At 42.4% G+C, this 17,968-nt stretch carries 19 protein-coding genes; 13 read left to right on the forward strand and 6 right to left on the reverse strand.

From position 1 onward, the window contains the following. Positions 1-26: 26 nt before the first annotated feature. Genes MTN96_RS24420 through MTN96_RS24430 form a run of 3 tightly spaced genes read right to left on the reverse strand, consistent with a single transcriptional unit; the run spans position 27 to position 2,343 of the window. Positions 27-1,214, reverse strand: a complete 1,188-nt coding sequence (locus MTN96_RS24420) for a VWA domain-containing protein (RefSeq protein ID WP_248532953.1) — start codon at positions 1,212-1,214, stop codon at positions 27-29. Between the two features lies 1 nt (position 1,215). Next, positions 1,216-2,064, reverse strand: coding sequence for a MoxR family ATPase (locus tag MTN96_RS24425; protein WP_008464234.1), 849 nt, complete (start codon positions 2,062-2,064; stop codon positions 1,216-1,218). Positions 2,065-2,118: 54 nt separating this feature from the next. Continuing rightward, a complete protein-coding gene (locus tag MTN96_RS24430) occupies positions 2,119-2,343 on the reverse strand; it encodes a DUF1653 domain-containing protein (protein WP_008110327.1) in 225 nt (74 codons plus the stop codon). 61 nt (positions 2,344-2,404) lie between these two features. Here MTN96_RS24430 and MTN96_RS24435 point away from each other — a divergent pair, with 61 nt between their 5' ends. The 11 genes from MTN96_RS24435 (at position 2,405) to rpoS (ending at position 10,046) form a co-directional block, all read left to right on the forward strand. Continuing rightward, entirely contained in the window at positions 2,405-2,884 is a 480-nt protein-coding gene (locus MTN96_RS24435; RefSeq protein WP_248532955.1) for a DUF2947 domain-containing protein, read from the forward strand. Positions 2,885-2,959: 75 nt separating this feature from the next. After that, complete coding sequence (locus MTN96_RS24440) at positions 2,960-3,592, forward strand: hypothetical protein (RefSeq protein ID WP_248532957.1); 633 nt, start codon at positions 2,960-2,962, stop codon at positions 3,590-3,592. A 34-nt stretch (positions 3,593-3,626) separates the two neighbouring features. After that, positions 3,627-3,914: a cell division protein FtsB gene (gene ftsB, locus MTN96_RS24445; RefSeq protein WP_013465673.1), complete on the forward strand. Its 288-nt coding sequence runs from the start codon at positions 3,627-3,629 to the stop codon at positions 3,912-3,914. Continuing rightward, a complete protein-coding gene (ispD, locus tag MTN96_RS24450; protein ID WP_248532959.1) occupies positions 3,904-4,605 on the forward strand; it encodes a 2-C-methyl-D-erythritol 4-phosphate cytidylyltransferase in 702 nt (233 codons plus the stop codon). Before ftsB ends, ispD begins: the two co-directional genes overlap by 11 nt. Then, positions 4,602-5,084: a 2-C-methyl-D-erythritol 2,4-cyclodiphosphate synthase gene (gene ispF, locus MTN96_RS24455; protein WP_036981586.1), complete on the forward strand. Its 483-nt coding sequence runs from the start codon at positions 4,602-4,604 to the stop codon at positions 5,082-5,084. The genes ispD and ispF overlap by 4 nt, the downstream gene beginning before the upstream one ends. Then, entirely contained in the window at positions 5,081-6,130 is a 1,050-nt protein-coding gene (gene truD / locus MTN96_RS24460; RefSeq protein ID WP_036981589.1) for a tRNA pseudouridine(13) synthase TruD, read from the forward strand. The genes ispF and truD overlap by 4 nt, the downstream gene beginning before the upstream one ends. Then, on the forward strand, positions 6,111-6,875 hold the full coding sequence (surE, locus tag MTN96_RS24465; RefSeq protein WP_028833935.1) for a 5'/3'-nucleotidase SurE: 765 nt from the start codon (positions 6,111-6,113) through the stop codon (positions 6,873-6,875). The genes truD and surE overlap by 20 nt, the downstream gene beginning before the upstream one ends. Next, complete coding sequence (locus tag MTN96_RS24470) at positions 6,865-7,503, forward strand: protein-L-isoaspartate(D-aspartate) O-methyltransferase (protein ID WP_138626661.1); 639 nt, start codon at positions 6,865-6,867, stop codon at positions 7,501-7,503. Before surE ends, MTN96_RS24470 begins: the two co-directional genes overlap by 11 nt. Before the next feature lie 9 nt (positions 7,504-7,512). Further along, entirely contained in the window at positions 7,513-8,091 is a 579-nt protein-coding gene (locus tag MTN96_RS24475; RefSeq protein WP_008110336.1) for a YqaA family protein, read from the forward strand. Positions 8,092-8,132: 41 nt separating this feature from the next. Continuing rightward, on the forward strand, positions 8,133-8,957 hold the full coding sequence (locus tag MTN96_RS24480) for a peptidoglycan DD-metalloendopeptidase family protein (RefSeq protein ID WP_214552496.1): 825 nt from the start codon (positions 8,133-8,135) through the stop codon (positions 8,955-8,957). Positions 8,958-9,074: 117 nt separating this feature from the next. Further along, entirely contained in the window at positions 9,075-10,046 is a 972-nt protein-coding gene (gene rpoS / locus MTN96_RS24485; protein ID WP_008110338.1) for an RNA polymerase sigma factor RpoS, read from the forward strand. A gap of 50 nt (positions 10,047-10,096) precedes the next feature. Here rpoS and mutS read toward each other — a convergent pair whose 3' ends face one another. After that, complete coding sequence (mutS, locus tag MTN96_RS24490) at positions 10,097-12,688, reverse strand: DNA mismatch repair protein MutS (RefSeq protein ID WP_036981599.1); 2,592 nt, start codon at positions 12,686-12,688, stop codon at positions 10,097-10,099. A gap of 21 nt (positions 12,689-12,709) precedes the next feature. Between mutS and MTN96_RS24495 the strand changes: the two genes are divergently transcribed. Continuing rightward, a complete protein-coding gene (locus MTN96_RS24495; protein ID WP_248532961.1) occupies positions 12,710-13,198 on the forward strand; it encodes a CinA family protein in 489 nt (162 codons plus the stop codon). A 68-nt stretch (positions 13,199-13,266) separates the two neighbouring features. After that, the gene (recA, locus tag MTN96_RS24500) at positions 13,267-14,310 is read left to right on the forward strand and encodes a recombinase RecA (RefSeq protein ID WP_036981604.1); all 1,044 of its coding nucleotides are present in this window, start codon (positions 13,267-13,269) and stop codon (positions 14,308-14,310) included. Between the two features lie 109 nt (positions 14,311-14,419). Here the strand turns inward: recA and MTN96_RS24505 are convergent, their stop codons facing one another. Both MTN96_RS24505 and MTN96_RS24510 read right to left on the reverse strand, forming a co-directional pair. Next, positions 14,420-16,552 carry a TonB-dependent siderophore receptor gene (locus MTN96_RS24505; RefSeq protein ID WP_139129365.1) on the reverse strand — a complete coding sequence of 711 codons (2,133 nt, stop codon included), beginning with the start codon at positions 16,550-16,552 and terminating at the stop codon, positions 14,420-14,422. Between the two features lie 189 nt (positions 16,553-16,741). Next, positions 16,742-17,911 (reverse strand): DcaP family trimeric outer membrane transporter, encoded by a 1,170-nt coding sequence (locus tag MTN96_RS24510; protein ID WP_069440030.1) that lies wholly within the window; start codon positions 17,909-17,911, stop codon positions 16,742-16,744. Positions 17,912-17,968 lie beyond the last annotated feature (57 nt).

Here is a 17,968-nt window from a genome sequence, read left to right on the forward strand (position 1 = left end):
GCGCTGAGTCGTCTTAAATTAATATTCTAACTCAACTCTTTTATCGCTTTACTTATCCCATCTAAACTCAACGGGTACATTCTGTTATCCATCAGCTGCTTGATAAAATCAATTGATTGGTAGTACGGCCAATGCTCAACCGGTTGTGGGTTGAGCCACGCGACTTTATCAAAGTGATTGGTGATTCGTGCCAGCCACGCACTGCCGGGCTCTTCATTCCAATGCTCTACCGATCCACCAGGGTAGGCGATTTCATACGGGCCCATAGTGGCATCACCCACAAATATAACTTTGTAGTCGCTGGTGAACTTATTAATCAGCGTCATAGTGTCGATAACGTTTGAATGGCGGCGTTGGTTATCTTGCCACACGTGTTCGTATAAACAGTTATGAAAGTAGTAAAACTCAAGGTGTTTAAATTCGCTGTGGGCGGCGCTAAATAGCTCTTCACAGGTATGAATGTAGTCATCCATTGAACCGCCAATATCAAACAGCATCAATACTTTTACGGCATTGTGGCGCTCGGGTGCCATTTTTACATCGAGCATGCCGCCTTGCTTGGCAGTCGCGCGAATAGTCTCATTTAAATCAAGGGTGTCGCTTGCGCCAGTGCGGGCAAATTTACGTAGCTTTTTAAGGGCGAGCTTTATAGTGCGTGAGCCAATTTCTCTGTCGGAGTCTAAATTGCGGTATTCGCGCTTATCCCACACTTTTACCGCTTGGCGATTGCGGTTGCCATCTTGACCAATGCGAACGCCCTCAGGGTTATAACCATACGCACCAAAAGGCGAGGTGCCACCGGTACCTACCCATTTATTGCCGCCTGCGTGGCGTTTTTGCTGTTCTTCTAAACGCTCCTTAAGAGTTTTCATCAGCTCGTCTAGCCCGCCCATGGCTTTTAGTTGGGCTTTTTCTTCATCGCTTAGGTGCTTTTCAAACTCTTTACGCAACCAATCTTCAGGTAAGTTGTGTTGCTGTTTTAAGCTCTCGAGTAGGTCTAAGTCGGCAATACCGCTAAAGTAATCGCTAAAGGCTTTATCGAATCGATCAAAATGCGTTTCGTCCTTTACCATAATAGTGCGTGCTAAATGATAAAACGCGTCTACATCAGCAAATATAACGCCTTGTTTTAAAGCGTTAATTAAATCGAGTAGTTCGCGCAGGCTCACAGGCAAGCGGTATTTACGTAGCGTGAAAAAAAGCTGTACCAACATGTTAGCGACGGCTCATAAACGCGAGTTTTTCGATTAGGCTTATGTCTTGCTCGTTTTTAAGCAGCGCGCCAAACATCGGCATTAAACCGCCTTTTTGCGCTTTGTCGTGCAGGGTTTTTGCGTCTATATCTTCAGCCATTAATAGTTTTAACCAATCCAGTAACTCGCTGGTGGATGGCTTCTTTTTAAGGCCGTTGGCTTCGCGTAAGTTAAAAAATACTTCTAGCGCTTGGCGAACTAAATCTTGTTTAACATGCGGGTAGTGCACATCAATAATTTGCTGCATTTCGTCGCTATTTGGAAAATCAATATAATGGAAAAAACAGCGACGTAAAAACGCATCAGGCAGCTCTTTTTCATTGTTTGAGGTGATGATCACAATAGGGCGCTCTTTAGCCACAATGCGCTCACCGGTTTCGTATACATGAAATTCCATTTTATCGAGTTCGAGTAGTAAATCGTTTGGAAACTCAATATCGGCTTTGTCTATTTCGTCAATAAGCAGTACTGGGCGTTTGCCGTTTAATTCAGCGTACATGAAGGCTTGCCACAGCTTACCTTTAACTATGTAGTTGCTAATATTGTGAACGCGCTCATCACCTAGCTGGCTGTCGCGCAAACGCGATACCGCATCGTACTCGTACAAACCTTGCTGCGCTTTAGTGGTTGATTTTATATGCCACTGAATAAGCTCAGTATCTAAACTTTTCGCTAACTCTTCGGCCAGCATGGTTTTACCTGTGCCTGGCTCGCCTTTAATTAAAAGCGGTTTTTGCAGCATAATAGCGGCGTTTACTGCCTGTTTTAATGCTGAGCTTGCGATGTAATTATCAGTAGAGTTAAATTGCACGGGTTATCCTTTATCTGGTCTGAGCAGTAATTGTTATGCGTTATAATGCCATAGTTAATCGGCTTCACCAAGGTAGGCAAAACGGGCGATAGTTTTACCGTCTTTTTCTACGGTTTCAGTAAACATACTTAGTGGGCGTGCCCATATACCGTATTCACCGTATAAGGCTTGGTAAATAACCAACTGCTCGTTGGTTTCGCTGTGGGTCGCCACATGCATAACTTTATATTGTGGACCTTTGTAGTGTTGATATAAACCCAGTTTTAGTGCTGTAGTCATAGTCTGTTATCTTGTATAATTTGCCTTCGCTTTTTATTATGCCAAAGAATACAGCAATACTATGAATTATATTTCTCTTGATGATTACAAAAAAGCCTGGGTATTTCGCCACAAAGATATTCCGGTTTCAGATATTGATGCAGCCAATATTAAACCGATGACCAGCGAGCGTGCGGCCGTACTGTGGACAACCATGGTGAGTCGTGAACATGACCATCCAGACTTTTTTGATAAAACCGATTGGTGCGCGCAAGAGCAAAACTTTAGCCAAGAAATTAATTGGGAAGATGCGTGGGAAAGCGAAGAACCCCAATTTCCTGACGCTATTTTAAACCACCTAGACTGGCAGGCTAACACCACCGTTTATTTTTGTATGGCGCGCGATAATATTATTGAAACGAGCTTTGATGTGTTTAAACGCAACTGGCAAAACTTTATGTTTTTAGCCGATGGCAGTTTATTAATTGGAAAAAAACGTAATACTGTTGTGCAATTTTTAGAATCAGGCATTGCAAAATTAGGCGAAAAGCCAAGCGCTTAAATTACTACAAGTGCTTAAAAACTGTGCATTACTGTGTTATAAAACAGTATTAAAATGTTTTTTTGAGTACAGCGATTGGTTGCTAAAAATAAGCAGTTTAACACAAGCCAGCAAGTTGAAATATGGCAAACTGATGCACAAAAAGTGCTTTACGCACAATTATGCAATGCTTTTTATCAGCGTGAAGTTCAGCGCTTAGTGGCTGAACCTAATGGTGACCGTTTACGCAGGCAATTAAAAAGCCTGCCTTATTATATTGAACGTGCCGCAACACGTGTAGCTAATGCACCATTGCCTTTTACGCTTGATGCGCAAAATGGAGGCTGGCTTGAAAAACAAAAACCAACACCGCCAGAGGCTAATCCTTCAGCGAATGAACTTTTTTATCAAGCGTATGCCAAAGTAGGGCTAATAATTCCTGTATTATTACAAAGTCACGGTCAAATTCGGGTTAGAATAGATAGCATTGATCAAGTAGCTGATACGCAACTGCATTGTAATGAACTTGGCTGGTTTGATTTTTTAGGCCAAGGACTTGAGCAACAAAGTGCGCAATTGCTTAAACCTAGTAAAACGAGCCTTGCAGCGGCGTGTTGTGGCCACCAGTGGCAGTTTTCAAAGCGTAGCACGCCACGGGTTTTGTCATTACGGGAAATGTTACTAGCTGCCAATATTAATTGGCGCAATGTTAAGCGGCCGCTAGCATAAGTAGATAATTAAAAATTAAAATAAGGAGTGTTTAATGCGATTTTTTCAATTTGGCTTGTTGTGCTTAGCACTTTTTATTCAGTACAGACTTTGGTTTGGGCATAACGGGGTGCAAGACTACACCCGTTTAAAAAATGCGGTAGCATCGCATCAACAAACAAACGAAAAGCTGATCAAGCGTAATAAAGTATTAAAAGCGGATATAGAAGATTTAAAGCTCGGCCTTGAAGGTATTGAAGAGCGTGCCCGCAACGAATTAGGAATGATTAAACCGGACGAAACCTTTATTCGTGTTTTACCGGCTCAACACCATGACAAATAAACAAACCATTGCTGCTATTGTTCCTGCCGCAGGTGTTGGCAGCAGAATGCAACATACAACACCAAAGCAATATATTTCCTTAGCAGGGAAAACCATTTTAGAGCACACGCTCGCTAAGTTATCGCAGTTACCGCAGTTAAACTCTATAGTGGTGGCTCTGAGCGAAACCGACCCCTACTTTAACGACCTTACGCTATCTGACCCTCGCATTGTGCGTGCCACTGGTGGCAAAGAGCGTGCAGATTCAGTGTTAAACAGTTTATTGTTTTTAGCTGCCAACCCACCTGCTTGGGTTTTGGTGCACGACGCTGCAAGACCTTTAGTAGATATTGCTGATATAGAGCGCCTAATAGCACAGTGCATGCAGGCTGATGAAGGCGGCATTTTAGCCAGCCAAGTAAAAGACACTATAAAACGAGGGCAAAGCCATGCGCAACAAACAGTGCCTCGTGATGATTTATGGCAAGCGCTTACTCCGCAACTGTTTAAATACGACGAGCTCAAAACAGCACTGCAAAATGCGTTAGCCAATGGGGCAATTATTACTGATGAAGCCAGTGCCATGGAATGGGCAAATAAGCCGGTAAAGCTGGTGGCGGGGCGCAGTGATAATATTAAAATTACCACCCCAGAAGATTTAGATTTAGCAGGCTTTTTACTGCAAAAACAAAATAATGAGAGTGCAACATGATACGAATAGGCCATGGTTTTGACGTGCATAAATTTGGAGGCCAAGGGCCTTTAACTATCTGCGGCGAAAAAATTGATTACCCGCAAGGCTTTTTAGCACACTCAGATGGAGATGTAGCTATTCATGCATTATGTGACGCTATTTTAGGCTCATTAGCGCTGGGCGATATTGGTAAGCACTTTCCAGATACAGCCAGTGAGTATGAAAATATCGATAGCCGTATTTTACTTCGCCATGTAGTGAGTCTAGCCAAGCAACAGGGCTATGTATTAGGCAATGCGGATATCACTATTGTGGCACAAGCACCAAAAATGCTGCCACACATTCAAGCAATGCGAACCAATCTTGCCAGTGATTTAAATGCTGAGCTTTCACAGATAAATGTTAAAGCCACAACCACTGAAAAGCTCGGGTTTGAGGGGCGAAAAGAAGGCATTTCAAGCCATGCCGTGGTCATTATGAGCAAACAAAACGCATGAGCGAATTAAATTATTTATATGGCGCGCCGCTTTCCAAAGCCGACTTTAAAACCACCGCAGAAGACTTTATGGTTGATGAGGAGCTCGGTATAGAGTTTACCGGCAGTGGTGAACACGTGTGTTTGCAAGTGGTTAAAAAAGGCGAAAACACTCAATATGTTGCCAAGCTGATTGCACAAAAAGCGGGGGTATCGCCACGTGATGTAAGCTATGCCGGTATGAAAGACCGCCATGGAGTATGTTCGCAGTGGTTTAGCGTAAAAGTACCGATTAAAAAGCATATTGATTTTACTGAGCTCAACAGCGAAAGCGTGTTTGTGGTTTCGCAGCAGCGCCATGAGCGAAAATTGCGCACTGGTTGCCATAAAGGAAATAGATTTACTATTACCTTGCGCAATGTAACCGAGCCGCTTGATATTTTATGCCGTATAAACGCAGTACGCGCAGGTGTGCCTAACTACTTTGGTGAGCAGCGTTTTGGCCGTGATGGGCATAACTTAGTCATGGCTGAAAAAATGTTTGCCGGTGAGCGCATACGCGATAAAAAGCTGCGAGGCATTATTATTTCTGCTGCGCGTTCACATGTGTTTAATCAAATTGTTAGTTTACGCGTGGCAGAGCATGGCCTTGCTAAAACCATGCATCGCGAAGTATTTATGCTAAGTGGTAGCAATGCATTTTTTGAAGATGCGATAAGTGATGAAAATATTGCACGTCTTGCCTCTGGCGATATTATGATGTCGGCGCCCATGGTTGGCAAAAGTGAAAAAGGCCTTACCGAACAAGAAAAAACATGGTTGGCACCGTATCAAGCATGGTGTGATGGCTTAGGGGATTTAGGGCTTAAAAACGAGCGCAGAATGCTGCGTTTAATCCCTCAAGATCTAAGTGTAGAAACACTTGATGAACGCACATTAAAACTCAGCTTTGGTTTACCCAAAGGCTGCTTTGCAACGGCTTTACTGCGCGAACTGGTTGATTATACTGACGCCAGTCCTCGCGAGCGAAAAGAAAAGGATAACGCAGATGAAGATTCTATTAAGTAATGATGATGGTGTTAATGCCAAAGGTATTGCTGTTTTATACCAAGCATTAACACAAATTGCTGAGGTAACGCTGGTTGCGCCAGATAGAAATTGCAGTGGCGCAAGTAATTCACTGACGTTAATGAATCCTTTGCGTGCAACGACACTCGACAATGGCTTTATGTCGGTTAATGGCACGCCAACGGATTGTGTGCATTTAGGTGTGAATCAATTAATGGATGAAAAGCCCGATTTAGTGGTAGCCGGTATTAACCACGGCGGCAATTTAGGTGACGATACACTTTACTCTGGTACGGTTGCTGCGGCGACTGAAGGTCGTCATCTGGGCTTACCAGCAATTGCGGTGTCTTTGTGCTCTCACCATGGTGAACACTTTGAAACGGCAGCAGCCGTTACGGTCAATATTATTAAAGGGCTTGCTTCGCATCCGCTGCCTAAAGATCAGATCATCAATATTAATGTGCCAGATATTCCTTTAAGTGAGCTAAAAGGGGTTCAGGTAACTCGCTTAGGCGCGCGACACAAAGCAGAAACCATGACCAAGCAAAGCGATCCTTGGGGACGCGATATTTTTTGGTATGGTTCTTTGGGTACAGAAAGCGATGCCGGTGAAGGCACCGATTTTTATGCTGTAAATAATGGCTATGCATCAGTCACCCCATTGAGCGTTGATATGACCGCTAAAGACAGTATCAAAGCTGTGGGAGAGTGGTTAGCCGAGTTGGAGATCAACCGTGCTGGCTAATTATACCCGCAGTGCACAAGCGCTTTCAGACCTATTACAACGAGAGGGCGTAGAAGATAAGGAGGTTTTAAAGGCGATTGCGCAAATTCCTCGGCATATTTTTATTGATGATGTACTAAAGCACAAAGCGTATCAAAATACGGCGCTACCGATAGGGCAAGGACAAACTATTTCTCAGCCTTACATTGTTGCCCGTATGACCGAATTGATGCGTTTAGCCGGCGTGAAAAGTAAAGTGTTAGAAATTGGTACCGGATCCGGCTATCAAACCGCGGTACTGGCTAAAACCTTTGATAAGGTGTATTCGGTTGAGCGTATAAAAGCTTTGCAATGGCAAGCAAAGCGTCGATTACATCAGCTCGATTTATATAATGTCACTATGAAACACGGTGACGGTTGGCAAGGATGGCAATCGCAAGCGCCATTTAATGGCATTATTGTGACCGCTGCGGCAACGATTATCCCTCCAGAACTACTCGCACAACTTGCAGATGGAGGCGTATTACTCGCCCCCATTGGTGAGGTAGAACAAAAATTAACCATGGTTATTCGCCAAGGCGATAGCTTTACAGAGCATGTAATTGCGCCAGTAAGATTTGTACCTTTGGTCCCTGGCGATATTGAATAGGAATTCATTTTGAAGTTGTTTACCAAGTTATATGATATGGCCTTAGTGTGGGCTAAGCATCGCCATGCAGAACGTTATTTAGCAGGGATGAGCTTTGCCGAATCGGTTTTTTTTCCGGTGCCACCCGATGTAATGTTAGCGCCTATGTCGCTGGCACAACCGAGTAAAGCATGGCGATTTGCAAGCTTTGCTACCGTAGCTTCTGTGCTTGGCGGCGTGCTAGGTTATCTACTAGGGTTTTGGTTATTTGAACCTGTTGTAGAGCCTTTTATTGCACAAATGCAATGGCAAGATAAATTTAATACGGCACTTGCATGGTTTAAAGATTATGGCGTATGGGTGGTATTTTTAGCCGGGTTTTCGCCTATTCCTTATAAGGTATTTACTATTGGTGCAGGGGTATTACAAATGGCGTTTTTACCCTTTATTGTTGCATCGGCGGTTGGACGAGGGGCGCGTTTCTTTTTAGTATCTGCTTTAATGAAATGGGGCGGAGTTAAAATGGAGCAAAAATTACGTCAATATATTGAAGTGCTTGGCTGGGCTGTGGTTGCTTTAATTGTTGTTGCGTACATTTTATTACGTTAAGTACTATATATTAATGTTATTAACGCAGAGGGCAAAACGCATTGAATAAACAAATACGCTGTTATGTTGCTTTATTTATTAGTGTTTTTCTCTGTGCATGCTCGTCTCGCCATGTTCCCGCACCGGTAAGCAGTTTAAATAATAATATTAATGACTATCCCTCACGGATTAATATTAACGGCGGAAAATACACAGTACAAAAAGGCGATACACTTTACTCGATTGCTTTTAGTGCCGGAAAAGATTTCAGGGAGCTTGCAAAAAACAATTCAATTGCATCACCTTACATTATTGTTCCTGGTCAGGTTGTTTCTCTTTTAGAACCAAGCAAGCCAAGAGTTACAGCAAAAACGAATCAAAAACACCCAGCTAAAAAGTCATCTAATTTACAAAAAAGTAACAAAAAATCAAAGAAAGAGCTTGATAAGCCGAAAAAACGAAGGTATGTTCAAAAACAAGCTAACCAAAAAATTAGCAAGTCTCAAGGTTCTGCAAACAGAAAGTTGAGTTGGTTTTGGCCTGCTAAAGGTAAAATAATCCAACGCTTTTCTAACAAGGAAAATGGTTATAAAGGCCTACAGATTGCTAATAAAAAGGGGTCGGCAGTATTCGCCGCTGCTCAAGGAACGGTAGTCTATGCGGGTAGTGCACTAAGAGGTTACGGTAATTTAATTATATTGAAACATAATGATGATTACCTAAGTGCTTATGCACATAACTCAAAGTTACTTGTTAAAGAAAAGCAAATAGTGAAGGCGGGACAAAAAATAGCAGAAATTGGTAATTCAGAGTCTTCAGTAACGGCACTTCGTTTTGAAATTCGTTATCGAGGAAAAGCTGTTAACCCTGCTAAATACCTACCCTGAACTAAAGGTGTTGATTGATTGTTCTGGAGAAGGCTCATGGCTAATACAGCAAAAGCTAATAAAACGACTACAGACCTTAATCATAAAGTTATTGATAGCTTGCTCAGGAGAAGTCTTATGGCTGATGTAGCAAAAGCTGAGAAAACCCCCACTGATGATAAGTTTGACGATTCAAAAGTTGAAGATCCAACGCAACTACTTGATGACGTGGAAGATGAAGACGTATTTGTTAAAGAAGAAGTCACTAAAAACCTCGACGCCACTCAGTTATACCTAGGCGAAATTGGTTTTTCCCCTCTATTAAGTGCCGAAGAAGAAGTCTTTTTTGCACGAAAATCGCTTAAAGGTTGTGAAGCTTCCCGTAAACGCATGATTGAAAGTAACTTACGCTTGGTTGTGAAAATTGCGCGCAGGTATAACAATCGTGGGCTTGCTCTACTCGATTTAATTGAAGAAGGTAACTTAGGACTCATTAGAGCGGTTGAAAAGTTTGATCCTGAACGTGGTTTTCGATTTTCTACTTATGCTACATGGTGGATACGTCAAACCATTGAGCGGGCGATAATGAATCAAACGCGTACTATTCGTTTGCCTATTCATGTTGTTAAAGAGCTTAACGTTTATTTACGTACAGCACGTGAGCTAACGCAAAAGCTTGATCATGAGCCTACCGCAGAAGAAATTGCAGAAAGCTTAGATAGACCGGTCGAAGACGTTACTAAAATGCTACGCCTAAATGAAAAAATAGCCTCTGTAGATATGCCCATTGGTAGCGAGAATGACAGTGCATTATTAGATGTGATAGCCGATGAAAAAAATGTAGGCCCTGAAGGTGAAGTACAAAACAACGATATGAATACGCATATTATTGACTGGTTAGGTGAGTTAAACCCTAAGCAACGCGAAGTACTGGCACGTCGGTTTGGTTTACTAGGCTATGAACCCTCAACCCTTGAAGATGTTGGCCGTGAAATAGGCTTAACCCGTGAGCGAGTTCGCCAAATACAGGTTGAGGCGCTACGTCGGTTAAAAGATATTTTGCAACAAGAAGGCTTAAGTACCAAAAGCTTATTTGAACAGTTCGCTTAATCTAAACACACAGAAAAATGAATACAGCCCGGCTTTTTAAGCCGGGCTATTTACGTATAAAGCAGTGCTTTTAATTTATAAAGCAGTTCATGCGCCTGACGCGGTGATAGGTTATCAGGGTCTATTGCGCTCATTTGTTGCTCAAGCTCACTAGGCTGAATTATTTGCGGTTCACTATCAAACGGTAAAACCTGTTGCTCTGTAGTGACTGTGGTGACACTTTGATGGTTTTCAAGCAAGCTTAGCTTTTGTTTAGCTTGGGCAATAACTGCTTTAGGCACCCCGGCCAGTGCCGCTACTTGCAAACCAAAACTTTTACTTGCGGCACCATCTAATACCGTGTGCATAAAGGCAATGGTATCGTTGTGTTCAATGGCATCTAGGTGCACATTAACCAGCCCAGGCGTTTGTTCTGCAAGCTCAGTGAGTTCAAAGTAATGGGTTGCGAACAAAGTTTTAGCCGCGATTTTTGAAGCGAGGTGATCAGCCGTAGCGTACGCCAGTGATAAACCATCGTAAGTACTGGTTCCTCGGCCTATTTCATCCATTAATACCAATGATTGTGCAGTGGCATTATTTAAAATTGCCGCGGTTTCGGTCATTTCAACCATGAAGGTTGAACGCCCAGATGCTAAGTCGTCACTGGCGCCAATACGGGTAAATATTCTATCTATATTACCAATTTTAGCGCTATCGGCAGGAACGTAACAGCCAATATGTGCCATAAGCACAATAAGGGCAGTTTGGCGCATGTAGGTTGATTTACCGCCCATGTTAGGGCCGGTAATAATCAACATTTTACGCTGGTTATTGAGTTCCACAGGGTTGGCAATAAACGGGTCTTTCATTACCTGCTCTACCACAGGGTGGCGGCCTTGTTTAATGCTGATATTATCGTTATCGCAAAGCTCAGGTTTGGCATAATTAAGTGTTTGGGCACGCTCTGCTAAATTGTTCAGTACATCTAAATCGGCAATGACCGAGGCCATTATTTGTAGTTGCTCAATATGCGGAGCAATAAACTCAAATAACTGTTCGTATAATTGTTTTTCAAGGGCCAGCGCTTTTGATTGACTGCCGAGAACTTTGTCTTCGTGTTCTTTTAGTTCTGGGATTATATAGCGCTCGTTATTTTTTAATGTTTGACGACGAATGTAATCTGCAGGCACTAAGTGCGAGTTGGCGCGGCTCACTTCAATAAAAAAGCCATGCACTCGGTTATAACCAATCTTAAGTGTACTAATACCTGTACGTTCACGTTCGCGCTGCTCTAGCTGTTCAAGCACATCGGTGGCACCTTGGCTTAAATTACGCCACTCATCAAGTTCGCTGTTATATCCTGGCGCAATAACACCGCCATCACGAATTAACACCGGTGGGTTATCAATCACTGCACGTTCAAGTAATGCTTGAAGCTCAGGAAGCTCTTTAGAGTGGGCTATAATATGAGAAATACGCGCATCTGTGGCATCGTTTAATAAGCTATGCAGCGGTGCTAATGCTTGAAGCGCACTACGAAGCCTTGTTAAATCGCGTGGGCGAGCCGTGTGTAATGCCAAGCGAGCAATTACACGTTCTATATCACCAATCTCTTTGAGCGCGTCATGCAGCTCACTGCATAATTGCACATCTAAAATAGCACTAATGGCATTTAGACGAGAGTTTAACTCGTCTTTATTACGAATAGGGGTATGAATACGACGCTTAAGTAATCGCGAGCCCATCGCTGTTGCTGTTTTATCAAGCACTTGGGCAAGGGTATTTTCAAAGCCACCTGATAGATTAACGGTAAGTTCAAGGTTTTTGCGAGTTGGCGCATCCAAAATTACTGCGTGTTCATTATGCTCAAGGGTAATTGCACGAATGTGCGGTAATGCAATACGTTGGGTATCTTTTACGTACTGCATTAAACAGCCTGCTGCCACCAAGGCGCTATGTGCTTTGTCGACCCCAAAACCGACTAAATCTTTGGTGCCAAACTGCTCGCATAGTAAGTGTTGCGCGGTATCAAGGTCAAACTCCCAATCAGGGCGACGACGCGCTCCCTTAATATGTTCAATTAAATGAGTGTTTTCAAAGTGTTCACTATATAGTAATTCAGCAGGCGCTAAGCGTTGTAGCGTTGAGCTAAATGCTTCATCGGTACTAACTTCAACAATGTTGAAGCGCCCAGAGTTGATATCAAGATACGCAACACCGTATTGGCCTTTTTTATTTTGCCAAACACTGGTTAAAAGGTTGTCTTGGCGTTCTTGCAGTAAGGCTTCGTCAGAAATAGTACCCGGGGTGACAATACGGACTACCTTGCGCTCAACAGGACCTTTGCTGGTGGCTGGGTCGCCCACTTGTTCACAAATAGCCACCGACTCGCCCATTTGTACTAAGCGGGCTAAATAGTTTTCTACTGCATGATAAGGCACGCCCGCCATAGGAATAGGATCGCCGCCGGCTTTGCCACGATGTGTTTGTGAAATATCAAGCAATTGCGCGGCGCGTTTTGCGTCGTCAAAAAAGAGTTCGTAAAAATCCCCCATCCGATAAAACAATAAAATATCGCGATGCTCTGATTTTATTTTTAGATACTGCTGCATCATAGGGGTTTGTTGTTTTATAGTGTGCGGTGCATAAAGATCAAACGACATGTATTTACCCAAAGGCTGAATATGGAATTACATCAAGAGATTAAGACACTTGCTGCGCAATTAGGCGCTATTTTAACGGATAAACGCTTATGGATCACTACCGCTGAATCATGTACTGGTGGTGGAGTGAGTTATTCGCTTACCGATACCCCAGGCAGCTCAGCATATATTGACCGTGCATTTGTCACTTATAGCAATAACGCCAAGCATGAATTACTCAATGTGAAGCGTGATACCCTAGAGGAATTTGGCGCGGTGAGCGAACAAACAGTCATTGAGATGGCAGCAGGCGCATGTAAGGCGGCTAATGCTGATATTGGCATTGCTATTTCAGGAATTGCAGGTCCCGGTGGTGCCACTGAGGGCAAACCGGTAGGGCTTGTGTGGTTTGGCCTACAAATTAACGGTAAACACTGGGCGTTTGAGCAAGTATTTGATGGAGATAGGGCACAAGTTAGGCTGCAAGTTATTGTATTTTCTTTAAAAACTATAATAGAGAAGATAAAATAATAAAATTAGCTTGATACTGTGATTTCATACAGTATACTTGTCTGCATTAGCTGGATTTGGAGAGTAAAATGAACGATAACAAACAAAAGGCATTGGACGCAGCTTTATCACAAATTGAACGTCAATTTGGTAAAGGCTCAATCATGAAATTGGGTGACAATAAGGCGTTAAACATTGACGCTGTATCAACAGGCTCGCTAGGTATTGATATTGCTTTAGGTATAGGCGGCTTGCCAATGGGGCGTATTGTTGAAGTATATGGCCCAGAGTCATCAGGTAAAACAACGCTAACATTACAAGTTATCGCGCAAGCTCAAAAAGAAGGTAAAACCTGTGCCTTTGTTGATGCTGAGCATGCTCTTGATCCGGTTTATGCACAAAAACTAGGCGTTAACATTGATGAGTTACTGGTATCTCAACCAGATACGGGTGAACAAGCACTGGAAATTTGTGACATGTTAGTGCGCTCAAGCGCGGTTGATGTAGTGATTGTCGATTCGGTTGCTGCATTAACACCAAAAGCTGAGATTGAAGGCGACATGGGTGATTCACACATGGGCTTACAAGCACGTTTAATGTCACAAGCATTACGTAAGCTTACAGGTAACATTAAGCGCTCAAACACGCTATGTATTTTCATTAACCAAATCCGTATGAAAATTGGTGTAATGTTTGGTAACCCTGAAACAACAACTGGTGGTAATGCCCTGAAATTTTACGCCTCTGTACGTATTGATATTCGTCGTATTGGTTCGGTAAAAGAAGGCGACGAGGTTGTTGGTAATGAAACGCGTGTTAAAGTTGTGAAGAACAAAGTGGCACCGCCGTTTAAACAAGCTGAATTTATCATTATGTATGGTGAAGGTATTTCTAAGCAGGGGGAGCTGATTGATTTAGGTGTTAAGCATAAAATTGTTGAAAAAGCAGGTGCTTGGTACAGTTATAATGGCAACAAAGTTGGCCAAGGTAAGTCTAATTCAATTAAGTTCCTTAAAGAAAACCCTGAAATTGCAGATGAAATAGAAGGTAAATTACGTGAAATGCTATTGCTAAAAACAACGGTTGAGCCAGAAGATGGCGAAGACGTATTAGGTGATGAAGGCGACCTTTAAGCCCATTTGTTTTAAAGCTTGATTTGACCCGAGCTTAAAAAAAAGCGCTAACCATTAGGTTAGCGCTTTTTTATTGTTTGCTATAAAGTGACTTAAAGCCTAGTTAGCTTTATAGCTGCCAGTTAACTGACAATGAGTAGTTACGCGGTGCCCCGTAGTAACCTTGCTCCCAATAAAGGCTGTTTATGTACTTTTCATCAGTACTGTTATTAACATTAAAGGTAACACCGACGTTTTGAGTAATTTCGTAGGTGGCCATTAAATCTAATAAGCCATAAGCATCTTGTTTTGTAGTTGCCAATGCGTTGCCTGCTGGATCTTTTACTTGCACACGGCTAATAGAATCTTGCCAGCGGTAATTAGCACCTAAGGTTAAACCATCAATAAATGGCACTTGATAAGTGGCTGCCATTTTTAATTGGTTTTCTGGGGTGTAATCTTTAACGAGTTCATCACCATCAATACTTAAATTACTAAAGCTGATGCTGGCACTTAAATCATCAGTTAAGCGACCGCTTAATTCAATTTCGAAACCATCACTGTTAATACCATCTGCAGCGTAATAACGCGTATCGCTTGGAAGGGAGCCCGGAAGTGCAACAGCAAGTCCATCTTGCTTAGCATCAAAATAGGCCAGTGTTACAAATACTTGTTCATCTAAAAGTTGTGCTTTTAAACCAACTTCAGCACTTTTACCAATAACAGGAGCCAGTTGTTCAGCGTTAATGTCTAATTCTTTTTGTGGCACAAACGTTTCTGTGTAGCTAGCGTAAGCTGATAATGACTCGGTAAAATCGTACACAGTACCAATGTAAGGAATAACCTCTGAGTCATCGCGGGTTTGCACTACACTATAAGCAGTACCTTTAGTTTCCCAGTCGGTATAGCGTACGCCAGCCAAAATGCTTAATGGTTCTGCTAGTTTTATACGAGTTGAAACATAGGCCGATCTTTGTGTATTTTGTACATCACTGCCGTTAGGTTTATCAACCAGTGTTGCTTCTGGTGCTATCCCATCCCAAGTCGCTAAATCAGGCATCGCAGGGAAACCATTTCCTGTGCTGTAGTCATAAAGCGATTGGTCATTAAAGTCCATGTTTGCTTGGCTAATACCGAATGATAAGTCGTGCTCTAAAGAAAATAGCTCAAACTTTCCGCTGGCATATAAATCAAACAAATCTTGTGTGTCTTTGTAATCATAACGACTCGCATAGCCGGTTAAACCTAAACCAGTTTCTTTATCTGGGGTGCCATATACATAAAATAACTCAGAATTTTGTTCATTTTTTATATGGGCATAACGGGCTTTAGCAACCCAAGTCGCTGATAAGTTTTGCTCAAGTGTTACATAGATACGTTCAGCGCTATTATCCCAATACGACCAATCTGCAGCTGTACTAGTTGACTCATCATAATCAGTTGGTGAACCATCAGTGTAATAAAGCGGTAACGCGCCCCATAGAGGGCTATCGGCATCTTTTTGCTGGTTTACATAGTTAATGCTTAGTAGTGTATCGTCAGTTAGCTTACCCTCATAGGCAAGGTAGGCAATGGTCTTATCGGTTTCGTAACGATCTAGGTACGACTCTTTATCTTGCTTAGTAAATACAGCACGAACAGCGTGTTCATCGTTAATCGGTGTGGAAACATCAATATCTACACGTTTGTTATTCCACGAACCATAAGAAGCCGATGCATTAGCTTGCGTTGTGTAGGTTGGTTTTTTTAGCACCATATTAATAGTCGCAGATGGGTTACCTGCACCAGTCATCATGCCATTGGCACCACGTACAATTTCAACGCGATCATAAATTGCAGTATCTAGTGTACCTTGAATTGAACCGGAATTTTGCGGTGTCCCTAAGCCATCAATCAAAAAGTTGGTTATGTCAAACCCACGGGCTTTAAAGTAAGTACGATCGGTTTCTATTTGCTCTACTGTTACGCCTGGGGTGCTTTCTAATACCGCATTAATATCATCAAGTGAAAAATCATCCATCAACGCGCGTGAAACAACAGAAATTGATTGCGGAGTTTCTTTAATTGTTAAGCCTAGCTTAGTCGCAGACTGCGCTTCTTCAGTAATATAGTTTTTATGATGTTGCCCATAAACAGCAATTTTTTCTAAAGGTAGGTCGTCTTGCGTGTCGTTTGCAACAGCATATCCAGATAAAACCAGTGAAGTAAGTAGACTTAGTTTAAATACAAAGCCTTTTTGTTTGTGCAGCATTATGTTTCCCATAAGATTAAATGTGGAAGTAATTTAATCTAAATGAGAGTGATTTGCAATTGCGTTTAATGGGTGTTTTACACGTCTTTGATATTTTTTAAGTAAAGCGCATGGGTTTGGTTAACTTGAGTTCTGGTTAAAAACAAAAAAAGCGGCCGAAGCCGCTCAGGAAGTAAATCAGTATTTTAATTGGTTAGGAAATTAAAACGCATACTTTACAGAAAATTGTAAACGATCTAGATCGCCATCTACGCCACTTTCAAGCTCGCGCTCGGCATGCTTAAACTCAGCACCAAAAGTTAAGCGTTTAACTGGTGAGTATAAAATGTTAGCACTGTAGCTTTGGCTTGATTTAGTTGGATCGCCTGTAAGGGCGAGTAAGTCAGTGTTGTTATCAGCACTGAAAAATGAATATAAGAAAGTTGAACGCCATTGGCTATTCCATTTATGCTGATACGCTACAAAGCCAGAGGTTGAATCAATCGCATCTAGGTCATCACCATTGAGAACCGCACCATGAGCTACGTTTAGACCAACATAACGACCTAGCCCTTTACCTTGGGTAAGCATAAATTTTAGATTGTCTTCACCAAGCTTCACCATACCCGATGCACTAACACCAAATGAGGTTTCATCGGCATCAACACCGGCTACTTTGTAGGTCAGTTGACGAGCAAGGGCTGTTACTACAAAGTTACCCCAATCAGCATTATGGGTGTAGCGTGCGGTAAAGTCAGGTAATGAGGCATCATCAGTCACGGCCATGCCACCGGCAGCTGTTGTAATAGTGCTCTCTGGGTTCTCTAACGAGAATGACCATGCGCCCGTAGTGTATTTAACTTGAGTTTGGCGCACAAATACAGTGCCCTCAGCTGGGCCAACAAAATCAAGCGCTTCTGGTAATGCACCGACGTTTTGAAAGTTTGACCATGTTTGACCAAATAACCAGCCATCATATGAGATAAATGCATGGCGAATACGCGGAGAATATGAATTGGACACACGCTCGTTACCGCCTGGGGCTGAAGCTAAAAAGTCTAGTTCTATTTTAGTTTTAACCGTTTTGCCATTATCTAAAAGTGTAGACGTACCAAAGTTAAAGCGAGATTCACGCGCGTGCATATCAAATACAGCATCTGAGTTATTATCGCTGCCAACGGTTAATGTACTTGGTACATAAAAGTCACGGCCAACACTGGTGCCTGCAGGCGCACCTGCTGAGTAGTCACTCCACATTGCGTCGAGTTTAATGTATCCACCGTAGGTGAATTCGGTATCACCTATTTTTGCAGCTGTTGCGGCATAAGCCGTGCTTGTTAAAGCACATAATACAGCACTGGCTGCCAGTGTTTTAATTGGAGTAAATTTCATTGTTGCGTCCTTTTATAGGCTACTTGTTGTATGTTGTTTGCTTATGATATGTATTAA

This window comes from Pseudoalteromonas sp. 2CM28B (assembly GCF_023161935.1).